Origin of the sequence: Nonomuraea sp. NPDC049637, assembly GCF_040675235.1 — a bacterium.
Lineage (GTDB): Bacteria > Actinomycetota > Actinomycetes > Streptosporangiales > Streptosporangiaceae > Nonomuraea.
Genome location: NZ_JBFAOM010000010.1, coordinates 141,256 through 160,264 on the forward strand (window position 1 = coordinate 141,256; position 19,009 = coordinate 160,264).

Here is a 19,009-nt window from a genome sequence, read left to right on the forward strand (position 1 = left end):
TATGTCGGCCAATCATGAGCAGATTCCTAGTTCATAACGCAGCATGAACGTATGGATCCACGCGCGCTGCCTCCCCGGCTGGTGATCGATCCATCGCTGCCCCCGGACGTCTCGGTCGAATTGCGGTCGAGCCCGCACATCCTTCACATGGCCCGTTCCGGCAGGCGGATGGATCCCAGTTTCAGCCCCGCCCTGCTCTTCGCGCTTCCGGCCCTGCTGGTGATGGTCCTGATCGTGACCGGCGAGCCCGAGGCCGTCTTCGTGGCCGGGCTCGGCATGGGGCTGATCGCCCTGATCCGGTGGATGGCGCTGGACAGCTCCCACCGGATCGTCAAACGACGGCTACGTCTCGCCACCACCCACGCCGACCGCTACGTGCTGCCCGAGGACCTCGACCATCCCTGCCAGGTGCTGCTGCGCCGCGCCCAGGACGCGGCCACGGCCGTGCTCAACTCCAAGGTGCACAAGGCCGGTCTGATCGACTCGGTGGAGAACCAGGTGTCGCTGCCCGAGGAGGTCTGGCAGATCGCCCACCGGCTGCGGCGGCTGTCGTCGATGCACGCCGAGCAGGGCAGGCTCATCCCGCGCGAGCTGCCGCCGGGCATGGAGGACGCCTTCAAGCCGTACACCAGCGCCCTCGACGCCGCCTGGACCTCGCTCTCGCACCGCGTACGCCATCTGGAGAAGTACGCCAAGCAGGTGCTCAAGGCCGACAAGGTGTACCACGCGCACCGACGCCTGGAGGCGCTGGCCGCCAAGACCCCCGAGTACCAGCAGCTCCTCGCCGACACCGTACGGGACGAGCTGGCGCACGAGCGCATCAGGGAGCTGTCCGACCAGGCGGCCCACGTGCGCAAGCTGTTCGAGGAGAGCGTGCTGCAGGCCAGGCAGGCGGCGGGCGAGCTGCTGAGAAGCCCCTTCAGCGACGCCTACGGCACCGGCGCGCTCGGCCCCCGCACCGGCGGGCACGACCGCGGCGCCCGCGGCGCGACCGGCCCGCGTGACCGGCACGAGCGCGGCGCGACCGGCCCGCACGACCGGCACGAGCGCGGCGCGACCGGCCCGCAGTGGCATCCCTTGCGCGACTCCTGACCCCCGCGGACGGTCAGGGCCGGGCCTGCCGCAGGAGCTCCAGGGTGCGGCGCATGCCCGCCTCGTTCCCCAGGCTGCGGTAGATCTCCCTGGCCTGCTCCAGGGGCCCGACCGCCGCGTCCGGCCCGCCCGCGTCGAGGTGCGCCTCGCCGAGGTAGCGCAGGCTCCTGGCCATCCACCAGCGGTCCTCCAGCTCCTGGAAGCCGCGTACGGCGCGGCGCAGCTCGTGCTCGGACTCCTCGATCCGGCCCAGCCGGGCCAGCGCGCGCCCGGCCGACACCGCGGTGCGCGCCACCCCCCACGAGTCGCCGAGCGCCACCAGGATCTCCTCGGCCCGCCGGACGTACTCCAGCTCGCGCAGCCCGCCCGCCGGATCGCCCACCTCGCCCGCGGCGCGCAGGCAGCGGGCCTCCTCCCACAGCTCGCCGCGCTGCCGGAACATCTCGGCCGCCCGGTCGAGACTGAACCCGGCCCTGACGAACAGGGCGTCGGAGGCCCGGTGGTCGCCGGCCCGGCGCTCGCCGCGCGCCTGGGCGGCCAGCACCTCGCCGTAGACGCGCAGGGTCTGGGCCTCGGAGTAGCGGTTGCCCGCCCGCTGGAAGATCTCCAGGGCGTCTTCGAGCAGGTCGCGGGCCTCCTCGGGACGGCGTTCCGCCATGCGCATCTCGGCCAGGTTGCGCTGGGTGCGGGCCATCCACCACAGGTCGTCCTCGCCCTTGAACGCGGTGATCGCCCCGATCAGGTAGTCCTGGGCGCGGTCGAGGTGCCCGCCGCTGATCAGGGTCATGCCGACCGTGCGCATGGCCCGCGCCGCCCACCAGGTCTCGCCGAGGTCGCCGAAGATCTCCAGCGCCTGCTCGGCCTCGCGCAGAGCGCGCTCGCGCAGGCCCATGCCGCCGCGCACGATCGCGCTGTTCAGCAGCGCGATGGCCAGCGCGCGCCGGTCACCGGTACGCCGGCCCGCCTCGCAGCCGATGTCGGCGACGTCCGCCCAGTCGGCCCAGTAGGCCCGCAGCGAGTGGCACAACGAGCAGAACGCCCTGGCCAGCCCCCAGGTCAGCTCCCAGAGGCGGAGCTGCGCGGCCAGGTTGATCATGGCGAGCAGCGACAGCCGCTCGGCGTTGAGCCAGTCGCCCGCCCCGAGCTGGCCCTCGGCGTCGGCGCGCCGGCCGCCCTTGCTCCAGTCCTGCGGCCAGCGGTTCTGGGCGGCCTCCTCGGCCCGGCGGCGGTAACCGTGCAGGACGCGCTCGACGGCGGCCCTGCGGCGCTCCTCCTCGTCCTGGCCGGCCAGCTCGGCGCCGAACACCCGGACCAGGTCGTGCAGGCGGTAGCGCATCGCGCCGGTCTGGTCGGTGCCGGAGCACTCGGCGAGCTGGGCGTCGATCAGCGCTTCGAGCTGGTCGGCGCCGTCCAGGCCGGAGATGTCGAGCAGCTCGCCGGCCACCCAGCCGGGCACGTCGGGCGCGGGCAGCGCGCTGAGCAGGCGCAGCAGGCGGCGCTGGATGCCGGTGCAGTCGTCGTAGCTGAGCTGCACCGAGGCCCGCACGCTCTTGTCCACACCCTGCGCCACCTCAAGCTGGTCGAGACGGCGGCGCTCGTCGCTCAGCCGCCCGGCCATCTCGCGCAGGGTCCACTGCTCGCGGGTGGCCAGCCGGCCGCCGCAGATGTTGATCGCCAGCGGCAGGTGGTCGCAGAGCCGGACGATCTCCTTGGCCGACTCCAGGTCGTCCACCACCCGCGCGCCGCCGGCCAGCCGGGCCAGCAGCTCCACGCCTTGCGCCTCGGTGAACACGCCGAGCCGGGTGTCGTGGGTGCCGTCCAGGAACAGCGGGGAGCGCGAGGTGACCAGCACCGCGCAGCCCGGCTCGGCCGGGATCAGCGGTTTGACCTGGGCGGCGTCGTGGGCGTTGTCCAGGCCGATGAGGATCTTGCGGCCCTTGGTCCAGGTCAGCCAGAGGGTGCGCAGCTCGTCGAGGCCGCCGGGGTCGGTGGCCAGGCGCACGCCCAGGCCGCGCAGGAAGCCGATCAGCACCTCCTCGGGGCGTACCGGGGCGTCGACGCCGCCGCGCAGGTCGGCGTGCAGCCGGCCGTCGGGGAACCAGTCGGCGACCTCCTGCCCGAACCGGGTCATCAGCGCCGATTTGCCGACGCCGCCGCGGCCGTACACGGAGACGACCAGGGGCGGGGACAGGTCGGAGGACTTCCGGCGGGCGGCGAAGATCTCGCGCAGGGTGGCGAGGGAGTCGGCGCGCCCGGTGAAGTGCTCGGGCACGGGCGGCCACTGGTCGGGCGGCCGCACGCCGGGCTCGGGCGCGGGCGCGGCGCGCCGCCGGGGCGTGGCCTCGGTGGTGGCCCACGTGGTGACGCCGACGAGCAGCGCCGCCGCGAGCGTCACGCCGATCTTGGCGGTGGGCGGGATGTCCCACTCCAGCGAGGCGGCCAGCACACTGGCGGCGGCGGCCGCGAGCCCCGCCGAGACGGGCGCCGCCCACGTCACCCGCTTACGTCGCGGTTTGTCCGGTAAGTTTCCCGGCACCGAACACCCCCTTCCGGGGGTGATTCAAGCCGATGGGGCACGGCGAGCGCCAGCCGTGCCCCATCGTTCCGCTAAAGGCCGATCACGTGACAGGTGGCCGTGGCGGTCTTGGTCGGGTCGCTCTCCGAGACGGCGGTGAGCTTGACCCGGGCCAGACGGTCGCCGCCGGGCGCGCGCACCGCGTTGACCGTCACCGGCGCCTGCTTGCCGAAGGCGACGGAGGCCAGGGCGTTGGGCACCTGGGCGGTCCAGCCCTTGCCCTGCACCTCGGCCTTGACCCGGTAGACGTCGGAGTTGAGGTAGGCGCTGACGTCCTCGGGGTGCTGCCCCTGGGCGGGGGCCGCCTTGCCGGTGTTGAACACCGGGAACGTGCAGGTGGAGACGTTCTTGCCGGTGGGGACGCCGGCCGCGGGCAGCACCCGCACGCCGCGCTTCTGCGGGCCCGAGCCGTCCAGCGACCGGATGGCGACGGTGTAGGACAGCTCGCCGTTCCGGTTGCGCTTGAGGTCGGTGACGTAGAAGTGCAGGCGGTTGGCCTGGTCCACGTACTCGTACTCGCTGCCGGAGTCGGTCCCGGCGTGGAAGAGGGCGTCGGAGAGCTGGCGGTAGTCGCCGACGGTGATCGGCACCTTGGTCCCGTCGGGCATCACGTAGTCGGTCATGCCGATGTCCTGCGGGTTGGCGTCGATCACCCACTCGAACGGCGCCCGGTCCTCGTTCTTGGTCTTGGCCAGCAGCACGCCGGAGTCGGGGGTGAAGGAGTCGGAGCCCATCCGGTCCACGACCTCGACCGTGTAGTTCTGGTAGCCGCCGCGGTCGCACAGCGGGTCGGTCGCCGAGCAGGTGCTCTTGTCGCCGGGGGCGTCGAAGGAGATGTTGACGCCCGACAGGTCGTCCTGCCCCGGCCGCACGGCGCGGGCCAGGATCTTGGCCGTGACCAGGCCGGACTCGTCGAGCGCCTCACGCGACAGGCGCAGGACGTTCTGCTCGTCCACCATGCCGAGCTTGAGCTTGTTGCGCAGCATGTGCTGGGCGCCCATGGACGCGCCCGCCGTGGGCGGGATCAGCCAGCGGGAGTGCGGCCCGCCGGGGCCGTTGAAGCTGCCGCGGCTGAGCATCTCCCAGACGCCGGTGTACGCCCGGACCGGCGGCACCCCGTACGGGTTGTTGTAGTTGTCCAGCACGCCGAGGATGTGGCTGAACTCGTGGGCGTAGACCGCCATGCCGGAGCTCTCGGCCTGGACGGAGTCGACGCCGATGTTGGCGTTGGGCCAGAAGTTGGAGGCCGCCTGCCAGGAGGACCACTCGACGTAGCGCGTCTTCAGCCAGTTGGGCAGGGCCGGGTCGGGCGGGCCCCACTCGTCGGGCACGTCCTCCTTGGTCGGGAACTTCATCATCCCGAACTCCTGCCAGGTGGACGACTCGTCCTGGCCGGCGCTGAGGTAGAAGACGAAGTCGTACTGCTTGGCGACGTCCTCGCCGACGGCGTTGATCCAGGCGTTGTGGCCGTCGGTGCGCAGGTTCTTGTTGCAGGTGTCGCCCGCCGGGCAGCCCGAGGTGCCGTTGAAGCCGGGCTCCAGCGCGTACTCGTGGTCCTTGCCCGGCATCGTGTACGGGCCGAACCCGGTCAGCTCGACGCCGTACCGGCCGCCGGAGTCCTCCATCCAGTACTCGTGGATGGTGTGGCCCTTGTTGAGGGTGTTCGGGGTGTTGAGGAAGTCCTGGTAGAACTTGGCCACCTGGTCGCGCGGGACGTCATGGGCCTCGGCGCTCGGGTTGGCGTAGATCGTCGAGCCCTTGGGCTGGGTGACGACGAACGCCTGGTTGGGGTAGTCGAGCAGCACCAGCGCGCCCTTGAAGGTGCGCTTGGAGCCCTTGACGGCCGGGTCGTTCCAGTTGGTGCCCGGGGGCTTCTTGTAGTCCGCCCACGTCATGTGGTCGGGGTTCTCCCAGTTCTGCGGGTCGAGAGGCGTGAGGCCGCCGGGAGGACGGGCGCGCAACGTCTGGGCGTCGGCCGATTCGTCCTGCTGCCAGGGCTGGGTCTGCGGCCAGTGGTTCTGCCGCCAGGGGTACTCGGGATCGACGGTGGGGGGTGCTGCGGAAGCAGGGGTCGCCATCAGGCTCACCGGGAACAGCACGATGGCCGCCAGCAAACCCTTCAGCAGCTTCTTCGGGGCATTCACGGATTGACGGTATAGACGTTATTGACGGAGATCACCGATCAGCTGTAGGGAAGACGTGTAGCAACCCTTCCGACATTTGTCGAAATGTCCAGCGTGACCTAGGTGGAGCAGTGGCGGATCTCCAGCGGATCGTGGACGACCTCGCCGTGCGCCTCGGGCGTCCCCTGCTGCTGGAGGACCGCGTGCAGCGCGTGATCGCCTACAGCGAGCAGAACGGTGCCATGGACGACATCCGCCGCGACTCCATCCTGCGCCGGCACACCACCCCGGAGGTGCGCGAGTGGCTGCGGGCGGCCGGCGTGCACGAGGCGCAGGCCCCGCTGCGCACGGCCGGCGCGCCGCACCTCGGGCTGCTGCCGCGCGTGTGCGTCCCGTTGCGGCACGCCGACGGCCTGCTCGGCTTCCTGTGGTTCATCGACGCCGGACCGGCCATGTCCGACGAGAAGGTGGCCGAGGCGGCGGCGGCCGTCCCCGGGCTGGCGCTCGCGCTGTTCCACGAGAGCCTGGCGACCGGGCTGGCCTCCCACCGGGAGCTGGAGGCGGTCACCGGGCTGCTGCGCGGCGAGCGGGACGCGGCCAGGCAGCTCATCGAGGCGGGCGCGTTCCCGCAGGGCCAGCCGGTGACCGTGCTGGTGGCCCGGCCCCGCTCGGCCGAGCCCGACGAGGGGCTGCGCCTGGCACTCGAACAGGGGCTGCTGGCGCTGCGCCGGCGGCTCAGCGGCCACCACCCGCTGCACCTGGTGCGCTACGACCACGCCGTGCTGCTCACCGCCGGGCCTCCGGTCCCGCCCGACGAGTTGCACGCGGCCATGCCGGTGCCCGTGGTGGTGGGGGTCGGGCGTACCCGGCTGGAACTGGCGGAGGCGGCCGGGTCGTACGCGGAGGCCCGGCACGCGGCGGAGGTGACTGCGCGGGTGCCGGGGCTCGGGCGGTCGGCCGAGTGGGCCCGGCTCGGCGTCTACCGGATGCTCACCCAGCTCGCGGACCAGGAGGTGCATCCCGGGCTCGACGGGCTGCTGGCCGACGAGCAGTACCTGCCGCTGCTGGAGACGCTGGAGACGTACCTGGACCTGGCGGGCAGCGCGGTGGCGACGTCCCGGGCGCTGCGGCTGCACCGCACCTCGCTGTACTACCGGCTGCAGCGGGTGGAGGAGCTGGCGCGTACGGACCTCAAGGACGGCGGCGAGCGGCTGGCCCTGCACCTCGGCCTGAAACTGGCCCGGCTGTCCGGCCGCTACCAGCCCCGGGACGCCCGCGGCGACTGATTGCCTTCGCCGCCGCCGCTCGCGTTTAATGCCAAAAGGGCAAATCCGACGGGAGCGCCGATGGCGGGTGCGAAGCGTGCTGCGCGGGTTCCAGGTCCGGGTGCGGGACGGGCTTCGGGGCCGGTTCGCGGGTCGGTTTCGGGGTCGGTTTCGGGGCCGTTTCCGGGCAGGCGTGCGCCCTCGCCGGTCGTGGCGCACTCCGCTCCGCTGGTGCTGCCGGTCTGCGCCGAGCCCGTGCGCGACGGGACGGTGGTGATCAGGGGCGGGCGGGTGCTCCAGGTGGGCTCGCGGGCCGAGTTGCTGTCCCGCTTCCGCGTCGCGGAGGAGGTCCGCTGGCCGGGCATGATCGTGGCCGGGCTGGTGGACGCCTGCTGCGCGCCGCCGCCGCCGGGCCCCGGCGTCGGCCCCGGAGTCAGCCCCGGAGTCACCACGCGGGCCGCCGTGGTGGCCGACCCCGCCGATGTCGCGGGCGTTCCCGGCGTCTCGTACGTCGAGGCGTCCAGCGCCGGCGAGCGGGAGTGGGAGGAGCACGACCGGGACGCACTGATCACGGCCCTGCGCGAGGTGGACCGGCCGTGCCCGGTCGGCATCGCGGCCCGGACCCGCGACCCGCAGGTGCTGGAGGACGTCGCCGTGCTGGCCAGGACGTTCGGCCTGCGGCTGCTGGCCGGGCTGGACCGGCACTCCCCCATGGCCCTGGACGAGGCCGGCGCGCTCGGCCCCCACTGCCACGTGGCCTGCGCCCGGCCGCTCGACCCCGGCGAGCGCAAGCTGCTGCGCCTGCGCCGCAGCGTGGTCGCGATCTGCCCGCCGGGACAGGAGCAGGCCGCCGACGTGCTGACCCTCCTGGAGGAGGGCAACCCCCTCGCCCTGGGCAGCCGCCCCCTGGACGGCCTCGCCCCGGCCGGTGACCTGCTCGGGCTCGCGGCCGGGGTCCGGCGACGGGCCAGGGAGCTGGGACTGCGGGTGCGGGGGCTGGACCGCCGCCTGGTCGAGGCCGCGACGCTGGGCGGGGCGCGGGCACTGGGCCTGGACGCCGGGCCGGGCCGGATCGGCTCGCTCGGGCCGGGCAGCCGGGCCGACTTCGCCGTCTTCGACGCCCGCGGACACTACCCGTACTCGGCCCTGATGACCCAGCCGCCCTGTCTGGCCACGGTCATCGGCGGCGCGCTCACCTGAACCGGCCGCCCTTCCCCGAGCACGGTCATCGACGGCGTGGTCACCGGAACTGGCCGTCCACCGCGCCGAGCAGATCCCTGAGCTGGTCGCGCTGCTCCTGGGACAGCACCGCGAACAGGCCCTCGCCGGCCTCCCTGCGCGCGTCCCTGGCCCGCTCGGCCATGGCCCGGCCCGCGTCCGTGATCACGACGAGCGTCGAGCGGCGGTTGGCCGGATCGACCTCCCTGCGCACCAGCCCGGCCTCCTCCAGCGCGTCCACGACGGGCGTCAGCGAGCGCGGGACGATCCGCAGCTCGTCGGCCAGTTGCACCATCCGCAGCGGCCGGCCGGCCTCGCCCAGCACGCGCAACGCCCGCGCCTGCCCCGGATTGAGCCCGAGCGGCACCAGCCGGTGCACGTATCCGTGCCGCAGACGCCTGCTGACCAGGTGCAAGAGCTCCGCGAGCTCCTTCTCTCCCATACCGACGATTTTAGCCGGAACAATTATGAGTTAACCTCTGTTTGAGTGGACATCCGAAAGGAGGCCTCCTATTGGCCGACGAACCACGCGCGCCGCTGCGGCGCATCATCGGACTCTTCACCCCCTACCGCGGCCGGCTGGTCCTGGTGGGCGCGTTCATCCTGCTGTCGTCCCTGGTCGGGCTGGCCTCGCCGTTCCTGCTGCGCGAGGTGCTGGACGTGGCGATCCCGTCCCGCGACGCGCTGCTGCTCACGCTGCTGGCGCTCGGCATGATCGCGGTCGCGGTCACCACGAGCGTGTTCGACGTGCTGCAGACGCTCATCTCCACCACCGTGGGCCAGCGGGTGATGCACGACCTGCGCATCTCGGTCTACTCCCACCTCCAGCGCATGTCGCTGGCCTTCTTCACCCGCACCAAGACGGGCGAGGTGCAGTCGCGCATCGCCAACGACATCGGCGGCATGCAGTCGGTCGTCACCTCGACCGCGACCTCGATCATCTCCAACCTCACCACCGTGATCGCCACGATCGTGGCGATGCTCGCCCTCGACTGGCGGCTGACGGTCATCTCGCTGCTGCTGCTGCCGGTGTTCGTGTGGATCAGCAGGAAGGTCGGCGCCGAGCGCAAGCGCATCACCAACGAACGGCAGCGCAAGCTCGCCGTGATCTCCTCGATGGTCCAGGAGTCGCTGTCGATCAGCGGCGTCCTGCTGGGCCGGACGATGGGCCGCTCCGCCGAGCTGACCGACCGGTTCGGCCGCGCCTCCGACGAGCTGGCCGAGCTCGGCGTACGGACGAGCATGGCCGGACGCTGGCGGCAGTCGTCGATCCAGATCATCATGGCCGCGATGCCCGCCCTGATCTACTGGGCCGTCGGCTACACCGGCATCATCTCCGTCGGCACCCTCGTGGCCTTCACCACGCTGCAGTCGAGCCTGTTCCGGCCGACCGTGTCGCTGCTGCGGCTGGGCGTCGAGGTGCAGAGCTCGCTGGCGCTGTTCGGCCGCATCTTCGAGTACCTGGACCTGTCGGTGGACATCCACCCCGGCACCCGCACCCTCGACCGGGTACGCGGCGAGGTGCGCTTCGAGCGCGTCGACTTCGCCTACGAGGACGAGCGCACCCTGCACGCCGTCGACGTCACCGTCCCCGCGGGCACGACGCTGGCCGTCGTGGGCGAGACCGGCTCGGGCAAGACCACCCTCAGCTACCTGCTCCCCCGCCTGTACGACGTGACCGGCGGCCGGGTCACCATCGACGGCGTGGACGTGCGCGACCTGACGTTCGAGACGCTGAGCGAGGTGGTCGGGGTGGTCTCGCAGGAGACGTACCTGTTCCACGCCTCGATCGCGGACAACCTGCGCTTCGCCCGTCCGGCGGCCACCGACGAGGAGCTGGAGGCGGCGGCGCGGGCCGCGCGCATCCACGACCACATCGCCTCGCTGCCCGACGGCTACGACACGATGGTGGGCGAGCGCGGCTACCGGTTCTCCGGCGGCGAGAAGCAGCGCCTGGCCATCGCCCGCACGCTGCTGCGCAACCCGCCGGTGCTGATCCTCGACGAGGCCACCAGCGCCCTCGACACCCAGACCGAGCGAGCCGTCCAGGAAGCCCTGGACACGCTGGCGCAGGGGCGGACGACGATCACGATCGCCCACCGCCTGTCGACCGTCCGCGACGCGGACCAGATCGTCGTGCTCGACCACGGGAAGGTCGTCGAGCGCGGCACCCACGACGAGCTGATGGCGCTCGGCGGCCACTACGCGGCCCTGGTGGACAGGGACCGCCCGCTCGAACTGGTCTAATTTTTCACGCTAAACCTATTTTAACCGTGTCTTACCTCACATTTCGGGCAAATCGGAATCGTCGCGATCGTGCCGCGCGTTGACTCCCGCGTTTCCCCGTACCGAGGCTAGGACCAGTCTTGCCACCGCGCTCCTCCACCTTCCGCGCCCTGCGCCACCACAACTACCGGCTCTGGGCGGGAGCCGACATCGTGTCCGTCACCGGCACCTGGATGCAGGTCCTGGGGGTGAACTGGCTGATCCTCACCATGACGGGGTCGGCCACCAGCGTGGGGCTCAGCCTGGTGATGCAGGCGCTGCCGACGTTGCTGCTGGGCATGTGGGGCGGGGCGCTGGCCGACCGGCTGCCCACCCGGCCCGTCGTCGTCGCCGCGCAGCTCGCGCAGGCCGCGCTGGCCGCCGTCCTGGCGGTGATCGCCTTCTCCGGCGGCGACTCCGTCGTGCCGATCTACGCGGTGGCGCTGGCGGGCGGCGTGGTCTCCGCGCTCGGCGGGCCCGCGCTCGGACGGTTCGGGGCCGAGGTGGTGCCGCCGGCCGACCTGCCCAACGCCATGGCGCTCGGCTCGATCCTGAACTCGACAGGACGCATCCTCGGCATGAGCCTGGCCGGCGTGCTGCTGCCGTTGACCGGTAACGGCGGGCTCTTCCTGCTCAATGCGGCCACCTTCTTCGTCGTGATCGCGGCCGTCGCGCTCATGCGGCGCGCCGAGTTCCACCGGCTCGCCGGCTCCGAGCGGCAGCCCGGCGCGGTCGCGGCCGGCCTGCGGTACGTGCTGCGCACCCCCTGGCTGCTCGTGATGCTGGCGCTCTCGCTCGTGCTGGGCAGCCTCGGCCGCAACTACCAGGTCACCATGGCCGCCATGAGCGCGGGCCCGCTGGCGGCCGGCGCCGCCGGGTACGGCCTGCTGTCCAGCGTGTTCGCCGCCGGCACGGTCGTGGGCGGCTTCCTGGCCGCCGCCCGGCCGCACCTGACGATCCGGCTACTGCTGATCACCGCGTTCCTGACCGGGGTCGCGCAGACGCTGAGCGGCCTGATGCCCGCTCTGGGGACGTTCGCCACGATGATGTTGCCGATCGCGGCGGGCGCGGTGATCATCGACACCACGGTCTCGGCGCGGGCGCAGCTCGACAGCCCCGACGCGATGCGCGGGCGGGTCATCGCCGCGCTGGGCATGGTGAGCGCGGGGGCGGGCGCGATCGGCGGGCCGCTGCTCGGGTGGCTGAGCGACGCGTTCGGGCCGCGCCTGTCGCTGGGCATCGGCGGCGTGTCGTGCGTGGCCGCGACGCTGCTCGCGGCGCTCGTGCTGGCCCGCCTGTCCGGCCGGACCGTCCGTCAGGCGGCCTTCCGGCCGCGCCTGGAGCGCCGTCTGGAGCACCGTCTGGCCCCGGAACGGGCTTAGTCTCTTCACGTGCACAACACCAGATACGCCCCGAACGGCATGGTCTGCACCGTCGACCACCTGGCCTCGGCCGCCGGGGTGGGCGCGCTGGACCGCGGCGGTTCGGCGGCCGACGCGGCGATCGCGGCCAACGCCGTGCTCGCCGTGGTCGCGCCGCACATGTGCGGGCTCGGCGGAGACCTGTTCGCGCTCGTCCACGACGGCACGGCCACCGGCACAGTCGCCGACACAGTCACCGGCACAGTTCCCGGCACGGTGACCGCGCTCAACGCCTCCGGCCGCGCCGGGTCCGGCGCCGACCCCGCCCGGCTGCGCGCCGAGGGGCACACCCGCATGCCGCACCTGCACGACATCCGGTCCGTGCCGGTGCCCGGCTGCGTCGACGGGTGGCTCGCCCTGCACGCCAGGCACGGCCGCCTGCCCATGGCCGAGCTGCTGCGGCCCGCGATCGCGCTGGCCCGCGACGGCTTCCCCGCCTCGCCGCTACTGGTCCCGGGCGCCCGTACGGCGGCCGCGCGGCCGGGCGGCGGCGACTTCGCCTCCGTACGCCGGGCCGGCGATCGCGTCACCCGTCCGGGCGTGGCCCGCGCGCTCCAGGCGGTGGCCGACGGCGGCCGCGACGGCTTCTACCTCGGCGAGTTCGGGCAGGGCCTGATCGAGCTCGGCGCGGGCGAGTACACCGCCGCCGACCTGGCCGTCCCCGGCGCGGACTGGGTCGAGCCGCTGCGGGTGCGCGCCTTCGGCCACGACGTGTGGTCGATGCCGCCCAACTCCCAGGGCTACCTGCTGCTGATGTCCCTGGCCGTCCTCGACGGGCTCGACCTGCCCGGCTCGCCGCGCCATCCGGCCTGGGCCCACCTGCTGTCGGAGGCCGCCAGGGCCGCCGGGCACGACCGGCTCGACCTGCTGCACGAAGACGCCAAGGACCTGCTCGACCCCGGCGAGATCGCCCGCCGCCGGGCCCTGGTCGACCCGGTCAGGCGCAGCCGTCTGCGGGCGCCGTCCGCCGACGGTGACACGACGTACCTGTGTGCGGTCGACGGCGACGGCATGGGGGTGTCGCTGATCCAGTCGAACGCGTCGGGGTTCGGCGGCATGCTCTTCGAGCCGCGTACCGGGATCAACCTCCACAACCGCGGCATCGGTTTCTCGCTGCGTCCCGGCCACCCGGCCGAGTACGGCCCCGGCCGCCGTCCGCCGCACACCCTGGCCCCCGCGCTGATCACCCGTCCCGGCGGCGGGCTGCGCACGGTCGTGGGCACGATGGGCGGCGACGCCCAGCCGCAGATCCTGGCCCAGATCATCACCCGCCTGCTGCGCCACGGCGAGGAGCCCGGCCAGGCGCTCGCCGCGCCGCGCTGGCGGCTGGGCGGCGGCAACGGCTTCGACACCTGGGACGCCCCCGACGACGCCGTGCTCGACCTGGAGGAGGGCACGACCTGGGCCGACGGCCTGACCGTGCTCGGCCACCCGGTGCGCACGCTGCCGTACGGCGGCTCCTTCGGCCACGCCCACCTCATCGACGTGCGCCCCGACGGCATGCTGGCCGGCGCCGCCGACCCCCGCTCCCTGGTCGGCGCCGCGATCGGACGTTGACCGGGCGGGCCGAGCTGCGCGCTCTTGCTGACGGCGCACGCCCGCGCCGAGGAGGACCGCGTCTACCCCGGCCTGGACGCCCACCACGGCGTCGAGGAGCACAAGGAGGCCGAGCTGCGCGAGCTGGGCAAGGCGTTCCTGCAGCGCCGGGAGGAGGAGCTGCGGGCCCTGAAGGGCGGCGGCGCGGCCGGGCCCACGAAGGCGGAGCTGTACGAGCAGGCCAAGGAGGCCGACATCCTCGGACGGTCCCAGATGGACAAGGATGAGCTACAGGAGGCCCTAAGCCGGGCCAAGTCGTAGGATTCCGGTCCGTACGGTGGGTAGAGGGCGCAGTATGAGCGAACTACCTCCAGACCGATTCGGCATGGCCGACGAGCAGGACATCGAGGTCAGGGAGTGGACCGACGACCTCGGCCTGCACCACGAGGTCAAAGAGGACGACCCCCAGCACGAGGCCACGCTCGACGAGCGGCTGCGCCAGGAGTTGCCCGACCGCCCGCGCCGCGCCCCGCGCGAGGAGCACCGCCTGACCGAGCCCGACGAGGGCGCCCACCCCGACACCGAGGACGAGGCCATCGGCGTGGACTGGGACGCGGACCGGGAGGACCTGTCGGCCGAGGAGCGCGCCCTGCGCATCGACCCCGACGAGGACCTCACCTGACCCGCGGCAGCCCGCGCGCGGCTCATCTGACCCGCAGAAGCCCACGCGCGGCTCACCTGACCCGCAGAAGCCGCGCGCGGCTCACCTGACCCGCACGGGCGCAGCGCGGCTCACCTGATCCGGATCATCCCCGTGGGCCTCAGGTGAGCCGGCGCAGGGCGGGCAGCAGGGCGTGCAGGTCGTCGACGATCATGTCGGCGGCCTTCGCCTGCGGGCGCTCGGCGTGCAGGAAACCCCAGGGGCCGCGGCGCAGCAACGCCGTGCGCATGCCCGCACGGGCGGCGGGCAGCACGTCGTTGTCGAGCCGGTCGCCGACGTAGAGGATCTCCCCCGGCTCGCGACCGGCCACCGAGGCCACCTTGGCGAAGAACTCGGGGGCGGGCTTGGACAACCCCCAGCCCTCGGAGGTGTGCACCGAGTCGACCGGCAGGTCCATCGCCACCAGGGCGTCGAAGGCCCGGCTGGGCTGGTTGCCGGCGATGATCACCTGGAACCCTGCCGCGCGCAGCGCCGCCAGGGCCTCCCGGACGTCGGGGTAGAGGTCGTCGCCGTCGAAGTGGTTGCGCAGCCCGGCCGGGTCGTCGCGCTCCCAGGCGGCCATCTCCGCCTCCACGTCGAGACCGGGCCGGACGAGCTGGAAGGCCTCCCGGTGGGAGCGGTCGAGCGCCGCCATGCCGCCGAGCACGCCCATGAGCACGAACCTGCTCACCCCCAGCCGCTCGGCCCAGCGCGACCAGATGCGCGTCTCGTCGATCAGCGTCTCGCCGACGTCGAGCACGACGGCCTTGACGGCCTTGACCATCACTCCCCCTGTACGTCCGTGTGCCGCCCCGAGGTTCAGGGCCGCAGCTTCTCCATCGCCTTGGCGATGCGCTTCTCCGACACCGGCGTGGGGGTGCCGAGGGTCTGGGCGAAGAAGCTGACCCGCAGCTCCTCGATCATCCAGCGGATCTCCGTCACGTCGGGGTCGCCCCGGCGGGCCGGGTGCAGGCTCGCCAGCAGGTCGTGGTAATCGTCCTCGATCTTGTGCACGCGGTCCATCCACTCCTCGTCCCGCCAGGGCTCCTCCGGGAGCTTGGTGAGACGCCGCTCGATGGCCCGCAGGTAACGCAGGACGTCGGGCAGGCGGCGGCTGCCGGTGGCGGTGACGAAGCCCTTGAAGACCAGCTTGCCCAGCTGCTCGCGCACGTCGTCGGTGGAGGCGCTCGCGCGCAGGCCGTCGAGGCGGGTGCCGATGGCGTGCCAGACGCTCAGGATCTGCTCGACCTTGGCCAGCACGTCGGCCGCCGTGTCGTGCAGCTCGGCCCGGACGTGCTGGTAGAGGCGGTCGAACGCGGCCGGGTCCCAGGCGGGGCCGCCGAGGTCGAGCATCAGCTTGTCGACGGCCGCGTTGACGACGTCGTCGAACAGCGCGACGGCGCCGCCGTGGGGGCTGCGCGACAGCGCCAGCTTGGCCTGGTTGGACAGGCCGCCGAGCAGCGACCTGGCCGGGTTGGTGACGTTGAGCAGCAGCAGCCGGCGGGTGCCGGGCCAGTGGGCGCGGCGCTGCTCGGCGGCCGTCTCGAAGATCTTGACGGAGACCGACTCGCCCGCGTCGACGAGCGCCGGGTAGCCCTTCATCCGGCCCTGCTCGAACACCTTGGGCAGGGTGCCGAAGCTCCAGGTGCGCAGGCCCGTGCGCTCCAGGTCGTCGCCGGCCTCCGACAGGGTCTTGCGCAGGCGCGGCGCGAGCCGGCGCTTGAGCGCGTCGAGGTCTTTGTCCTCGGCCACCGTGCGCTTGCGCTCGTCGATCACCCGATAGGTGATGCGCAGGTGGTCGGGCACCTGGTCGAGCTGCCAGGCCTCGCGCGGCACCCGGACGCCGGTGAGCCGCAGCAGCTCCCGCTCCACGGCCTCCAGCAGCGGCTCGCCGCCCTGCCTGACCCCGGCCAGCACCTGCCTGGCGTAGTTGGGGGCGGGCACGAAGTTGCGGCGCAGGTGTTTGGGCAGCGACCGGATCAGCGCGGTGATCAGGTCTTCGCGCAGGCCCGGGATCTGCCAGTCGAAGCCGTCGGAGTTGACCTGGTTGAGCACCTGCAACGGCACGTGGACGGTGACGCCGTCGGCGTTGGCGCCCGGCTCGAACTGGTAGGTCAGCTTCATCCGCTGACCGAGCTGCTTCCAGGTGTCGGGATAGTCGCGGGCGCTGATGTCGGCGCCCTCGTTGACCAGCATCTCCGGCGAGAACGTGAGCAGCTCCGGCTGCTCCTTCCCGGCCTTCTTCCACCAGGAGTCGAAGTGCCTGGCCGAGACGACGTCGGCCGGGACGCGCTGGTCGTAGAAGTCGTACAGGACCTCCTCGTCGACCAGGATGTCGCGGCGGCGGGCCCGGTTCTCCAGCTCCTCGACCTCTTCGAGCAGCCGCCGGTTGTCCTTGAGGAAGCGGTGGTGGGTGTCCCAGTCGCCCTCGACCAGGGCGTGCCGGATGAACAGCTCGCGCGACAGGTCGGGGTCGATGCGGCCGTAGTTGACCTTGCGGCCGACCACGAGCGGCACGCCGTACAGGGTGACCTTCTCCAGGGCGATCACCGCGCCCTGGTTCTTCTCCCAGTGGGGCTCGGAGTAGGTGCGCTTGACCAGGTGCTGGGCGAGCGGCTCGACCCAGTCGGGCTCGATCTTGGCGTTGACCCGGGCCCACAGCCGCGAGGTCTCGACCAGCTCGGCCGACATCACCCACTGCGGCTGCTTCTTGGCCAGGGCCGAGCCGGGGAAGATCGCGAAGCGGGCGTTGCGCGCGCCGATGTACTCCTGCATCGGCCGCCGCCCGTCGGCGGCGCGCTGCTTGTCCATGACGTCTTTGACGCCGATGTGCGACAGCAGCCCGACCAGCAGCGACACGTGCACCTGGTAGGGGTCGGCGGGCGCGCTGCCGGGCTGGGCGCCGAGCGCCTGGCGGACCTGGCTGTAGATGTCCTGCCACTCGCGGACCCGCAGGTAGTTGAGGAACTCGGCCTTGCACAACCGCCGGAAGGCGCTGGAGGACAGCTCCTTCTGCTTGTCGCGCAGGTAGTTCCACAGGTTGAGGTAGGTCAGGAAGTCAGAGTCGGGGTCGGCGAAGCGCCGGTGCTTCTCGTCGGCCTGCTGCTGCTTGTCCGACGGCCGCTCGCGCGGGTCCTGGATGGACAGGGCGGCGGCGATCACCATGACCTCGCGCAGGCAGCCGTTCTTCTCGGCCTCCAGCACCATGCGGCCGAGACGCGGGTCGACCGGCAGGCTCGCCAGCTTGCGGCCGATTCCGGTGAGCTTGCCCTGGGCGTCGAACGCGCCGAGCTCGTGGAGCAGGTTGACGCCGTCCTTGACCTGCCTGCGGTCGGGCGGCTCGACGAACGGGAACGCCTCGATGTCGCCCAGCCCGATCGAGGTCATCTGCAGGATGACCGAGGCCAGGTTGGTGCGCAGGATCTCCGGGTCGGTGAACTCCGGCCGGGAGAGGAAGTCCTCCTCCTCGTAGAGCCGGATGCAGATGCCGTCGGAGGTGCGGCCCGAGCGGCCCTTGCGCTGGTTGGCGCTGGCCTGCGAGATGGGCTCGATGGGCAGGCGCTGCACCTTGGTGCGGTGGCTGTAGCGGGAGATGCGGGCGAAACCCGGATCGACCACGTATTTGATGCCGGGCACGGTCAGCGAGGTCTCGGCCACGTTGGTGGCCAGCACGATCCGGCGGCCAGTGTGACGCTGGAAGACGCGGTGCTGCTCGGCGGCGCTGAGCCGGGCGTAGAGCGGCAGGATCTCGGTGTTGCGGAAGTCGGCCTTGGACAGGGCGTCGGCGGCGTCGCGGATCTCCCGCTCGCCGGACAGGAAGACCAGGATGTCGCCGGGGCCCTCGGTGACCAGCTCACGGCAGGCGTCGACGATGCCGCCGGTCTGGTCGTCGTCCTCCGCCAGCGGGCGGTAGCGGACCTCGACCGGGTAGGTGCGGCCGGAGACCTCGATGATCGGCGCGTCGCCGAAGTGGCGGGAGAAGCGCTCGGGATCGATGGTGGCGCTGGTGATGACGACCTTGAGGTCGGGGCGCTGCGGAAGGAGCTGTTTGAGGTAGCCGAGGATGAAGTCGATGTTGAGGCTGCGCTCGTGGGCCTCGTCGATGATCAGGGTGTCGTACTGGTCGAGCATGCGGTCGTTCTGCAGCTCGGCCAGCAGGATGCCGTCGGTCATCAGCTTGACCAGCGTGCGGTCGCTCGCCTGGTCGGTGAAGCGCACCTTGTAGCCGACGACCTCGCCGAGCTCGGTGCCGAGCTCCTCGGCGACGCGCTCGGCGACGGTACGGGCGGCGATGCGGCGCGGCTGGGTGTGGCCGATCAGCCCGCGCACGCCGCGCCCGAGCTCAAGGCAGATCTTGGGGATCTGGGTCGTCTTGCCGGAGCCCGTCTCGCCCGCGATGATCACCACCTGGTGGTCGCGGATGGCGGCCAGGATGTCGTCCTTGCGCTGGGAGACCGGCAGGTTCTCCGGGTAGCGGACCTGCGGCACGGCCTCGCGGCGGCGCGCCAGCCGCTGCTCGGCGCGCTCGACGTCGGCGAGGATCTCGGTGACGATCTTGTCCCGGGCGTCGCGGGAGCGGACCCGGCGCATGCCGTCGAGCCTGCGCCGCAGCCGCCGCTGGTCGCGCGGCATGAGCTCGGGCAGGCGGGACTGGAGGTCGGCGAGCGGAGAGGACAACGAAGGCGTTCCCATACTGCTTTCAGGATATTTGAGCCCCGTGGCCCCGGAGCCAACGGCCCATGGTGCCCGACGCGGCCCGCCTCCCGCATCCCAATATCGCGCCCGGCACCGCCGCCCGCGCTCCCGGCCGCGCC

13 protein-coding genes are annotated in these 19,009 nt (G+C 72.4%); 8 read left to right on the forward strand and 5 right to left on the reverse strand.

The annotated features are described in order from the left end of the window. Window positions 1-51 precede the first annotated feature (51 nt). Window positions 52-1,092, forward strand: coding sequence for a hypothetical protein (locus AB0J71_RS16555; RefSeq protein ID WP_364414765.1), 1,041 nt, complete (start codon window positions 52-54; stop codon window positions 1,090-1,092). 13 nt (window positions 1,093-1,105) lie between these two features. Here AB0J71_RS16555 and AB0J71_RS16560 read toward each other — a convergent pair whose 3' ends face one another. Beyond that, complete coding sequence (locus tag AB0J71_RS16560) at window positions 1,106-3,589, reverse strand: tetratricopeptide repeat protein (protein WP_364414767.1); 2,484 nt, start codon at window positions 3,587-3,589, stop codon at window positions 1,106-1,108. 110 nt (window positions 3,590-3,699) lie between these two features. Continuing rightward, complete coding sequence (locus tag AB0J71_RS16565; RefSeq protein WP_352321549.1) at window positions 3,700-5,811, reverse strand: M6 family metalloprotease domain-containing protein; 2,112 nt, start codon at window positions 5,809-5,811, stop codon at window positions 3,700-3,702. Between the two features lie 110 nt (window positions 5,812-5,921). Here AB0J71_RS16565 and AB0J71_RS16570 point away from each other — a divergent pair, with 110 nt between their 5' ends. Then, entirely contained in the window at window positions 5,922-7,076 is a 1,155-nt protein-coding gene (locus AB0J71_RS16570; protein WP_352321551.1) for a helix-turn-helix domain-containing protein, read from the forward strand. Window positions 7,077-7,265: 189 nt separating this feature from the next. Beyond that, a complete protein-coding gene (locus AB0J71_RS16575; RefSeq protein ID WP_364414769.1) occupies window positions 7,266-8,255 on the forward strand; it encodes an amidohydrolase family protein in 990 nt (329 codons plus the stop codon). Window positions 8,256-8,295: 40 nt separating this feature from the next. Here the strand turns inward: AB0J71_RS16575 and AB0J71_RS16580 are convergent, their stop codons facing one another. After that, a complete protein-coding gene (locus AB0J71_RS16580; protein ID WP_352321555.1) occupies window positions 8,296-8,715 on the reverse strand; it encodes a MarR family transcriptional regulator in 420 nt (139 codons plus the stop codon). A gap of 71 nt (window positions 8,716-8,786) precedes the next feature. On the opposite strand from AB0J71_RS16580, the gene AB0J71_RS16585 reads away from it, so the two are divergent. The 5 genes from AB0J71_RS16585 to AB0J71_RS16605 all read left to right on the forward strand — a co-directional run bounded on the left by AB0J71_RS16585 (window position 8,787) and on the right by AB0J71_RS16605 (window position 14,177). Then, window positions 8,787-10,520 (forward strand): ABC transporter ATP-binding protein, encoded by a 1,734-nt coding sequence (locus AB0J71_RS16585; RefSeq protein ID WP_364414771.1) that lies wholly within the window; start codon window positions 8,787-8,789, stop codon window positions 10,518-10,520. A 119-nt stretch (window positions 10,521-10,639) separates the two neighbouring features. After that, window positions 10,640-11,920, forward strand: a complete 1,281-nt coding sequence (locus tag AB0J71_RS16590) for an MFS transporter (protein WP_364414773.1) — start codon at window positions 10,640-10,642, stop codon at window positions 11,918-11,920. Window positions 11,921-11,929: 9 nt separating this feature from the next. Further along, window positions 11,930-13,516 carry a gamma-glutamyltransferase gene (locus AB0J71_RS16595; RefSeq protein ID WP_352321561.1) on the forward strand — a complete coding sequence of 529 codons (1,587 nt, stop codon included), beginning with the start codon at window positions 11,930-11,932 and terminating at the stop codon, window positions 13,514-13,516. 24 nt (window positions 13,517-13,540) lie between these two features. Continuing rightward, window positions 13,541-13,816, forward strand: coding sequence for a hypothetical protein (locus tag AB0J71_RS16600; protein ID WP_364414775.1), 276 nt, complete (start codon window positions 13,541-13,543; stop codon window positions 13,814-13,816). Window positions 13,817-13,880: 64 nt separating this feature from the next. Continuing rightward, a complete protein-coding gene (locus AB0J71_RS16605; RefSeq protein WP_352321564.1) occupies window positions 13,881-14,177 on the forward strand; it encodes a DUF5709 domain-containing protein in 297 nt (98 codons plus the stop codon). 139 nt (window positions 14,178-14,316) lie between these two features. On the opposite strand, the gene AB0J71_RS16610 is transcribed toward AB0J71_RS16605, so the two are convergent. Together AB0J71_RS16610 and hrpA are read right to left on the reverse strand one after the other, a co-directional pair. Then, on the reverse strand, window positions 14,317-14,979 hold the full coding sequence (locus AB0J71_RS16610; RefSeq protein WP_352321566.1) for an HAD family hydrolase: 663 nt from the start codon (window positions 14,977-14,979) through the stop codon (window positions 14,317-14,319). A gap of 35 nt (window positions 14,980-15,014) precedes the next feature. Then, on the reverse strand, window positions 15,015-18,887 hold the full coding sequence (gene hrpA, locus AB0J71_RS16615; RefSeq protein ID WP_352321568.1) for an ATP-dependent RNA helicase HrpA: 3,873 nt from the start codon (window positions 18,885-18,887) through the stop codon (window positions 15,015-15,017). Between the last annotated feature and the right edge of the window lie 122 nt (window positions 18,888-19,009).

Coding starts and splice junctions, on each gene's coding strand:
- AB0J71_RS16555 (WP_364414765.1), top strand. CDS start 52: ATGGATCCACGCGCGCTGCCTCCCCGGCTGGTGATCGATCCATCGCTG.
- AB0J71_RS16580 (WP_352321555.1), bottom strand. CDS start 8,715: ATGGGAGAGAAGGAGCTCGCGGAGCTCTTGCACCTGGTCAGCAGGCGT.
- AB0J71_RS16605 (WP_352321564.1), top strand. CDS start 13,881: ATGGCCGACGAGCAGGACATCGAGGTCAGGGAGTGGACCGACGACCTC.
- AB0J71_RS16610 (WP_352321566.1), bottom strand. CDS start 14,979: ATGGTCAAGGCCGTCAAGGCCGTCGTGCTCGACGTCGGCGAGACGCTG.
- hrpA (WP_352321568.1), bottom strand. CDS start 18,887: ATGGGAACGCCTTCGTTGTCCTCTCCGCTCGCCGACCTCCAGTCCCGC.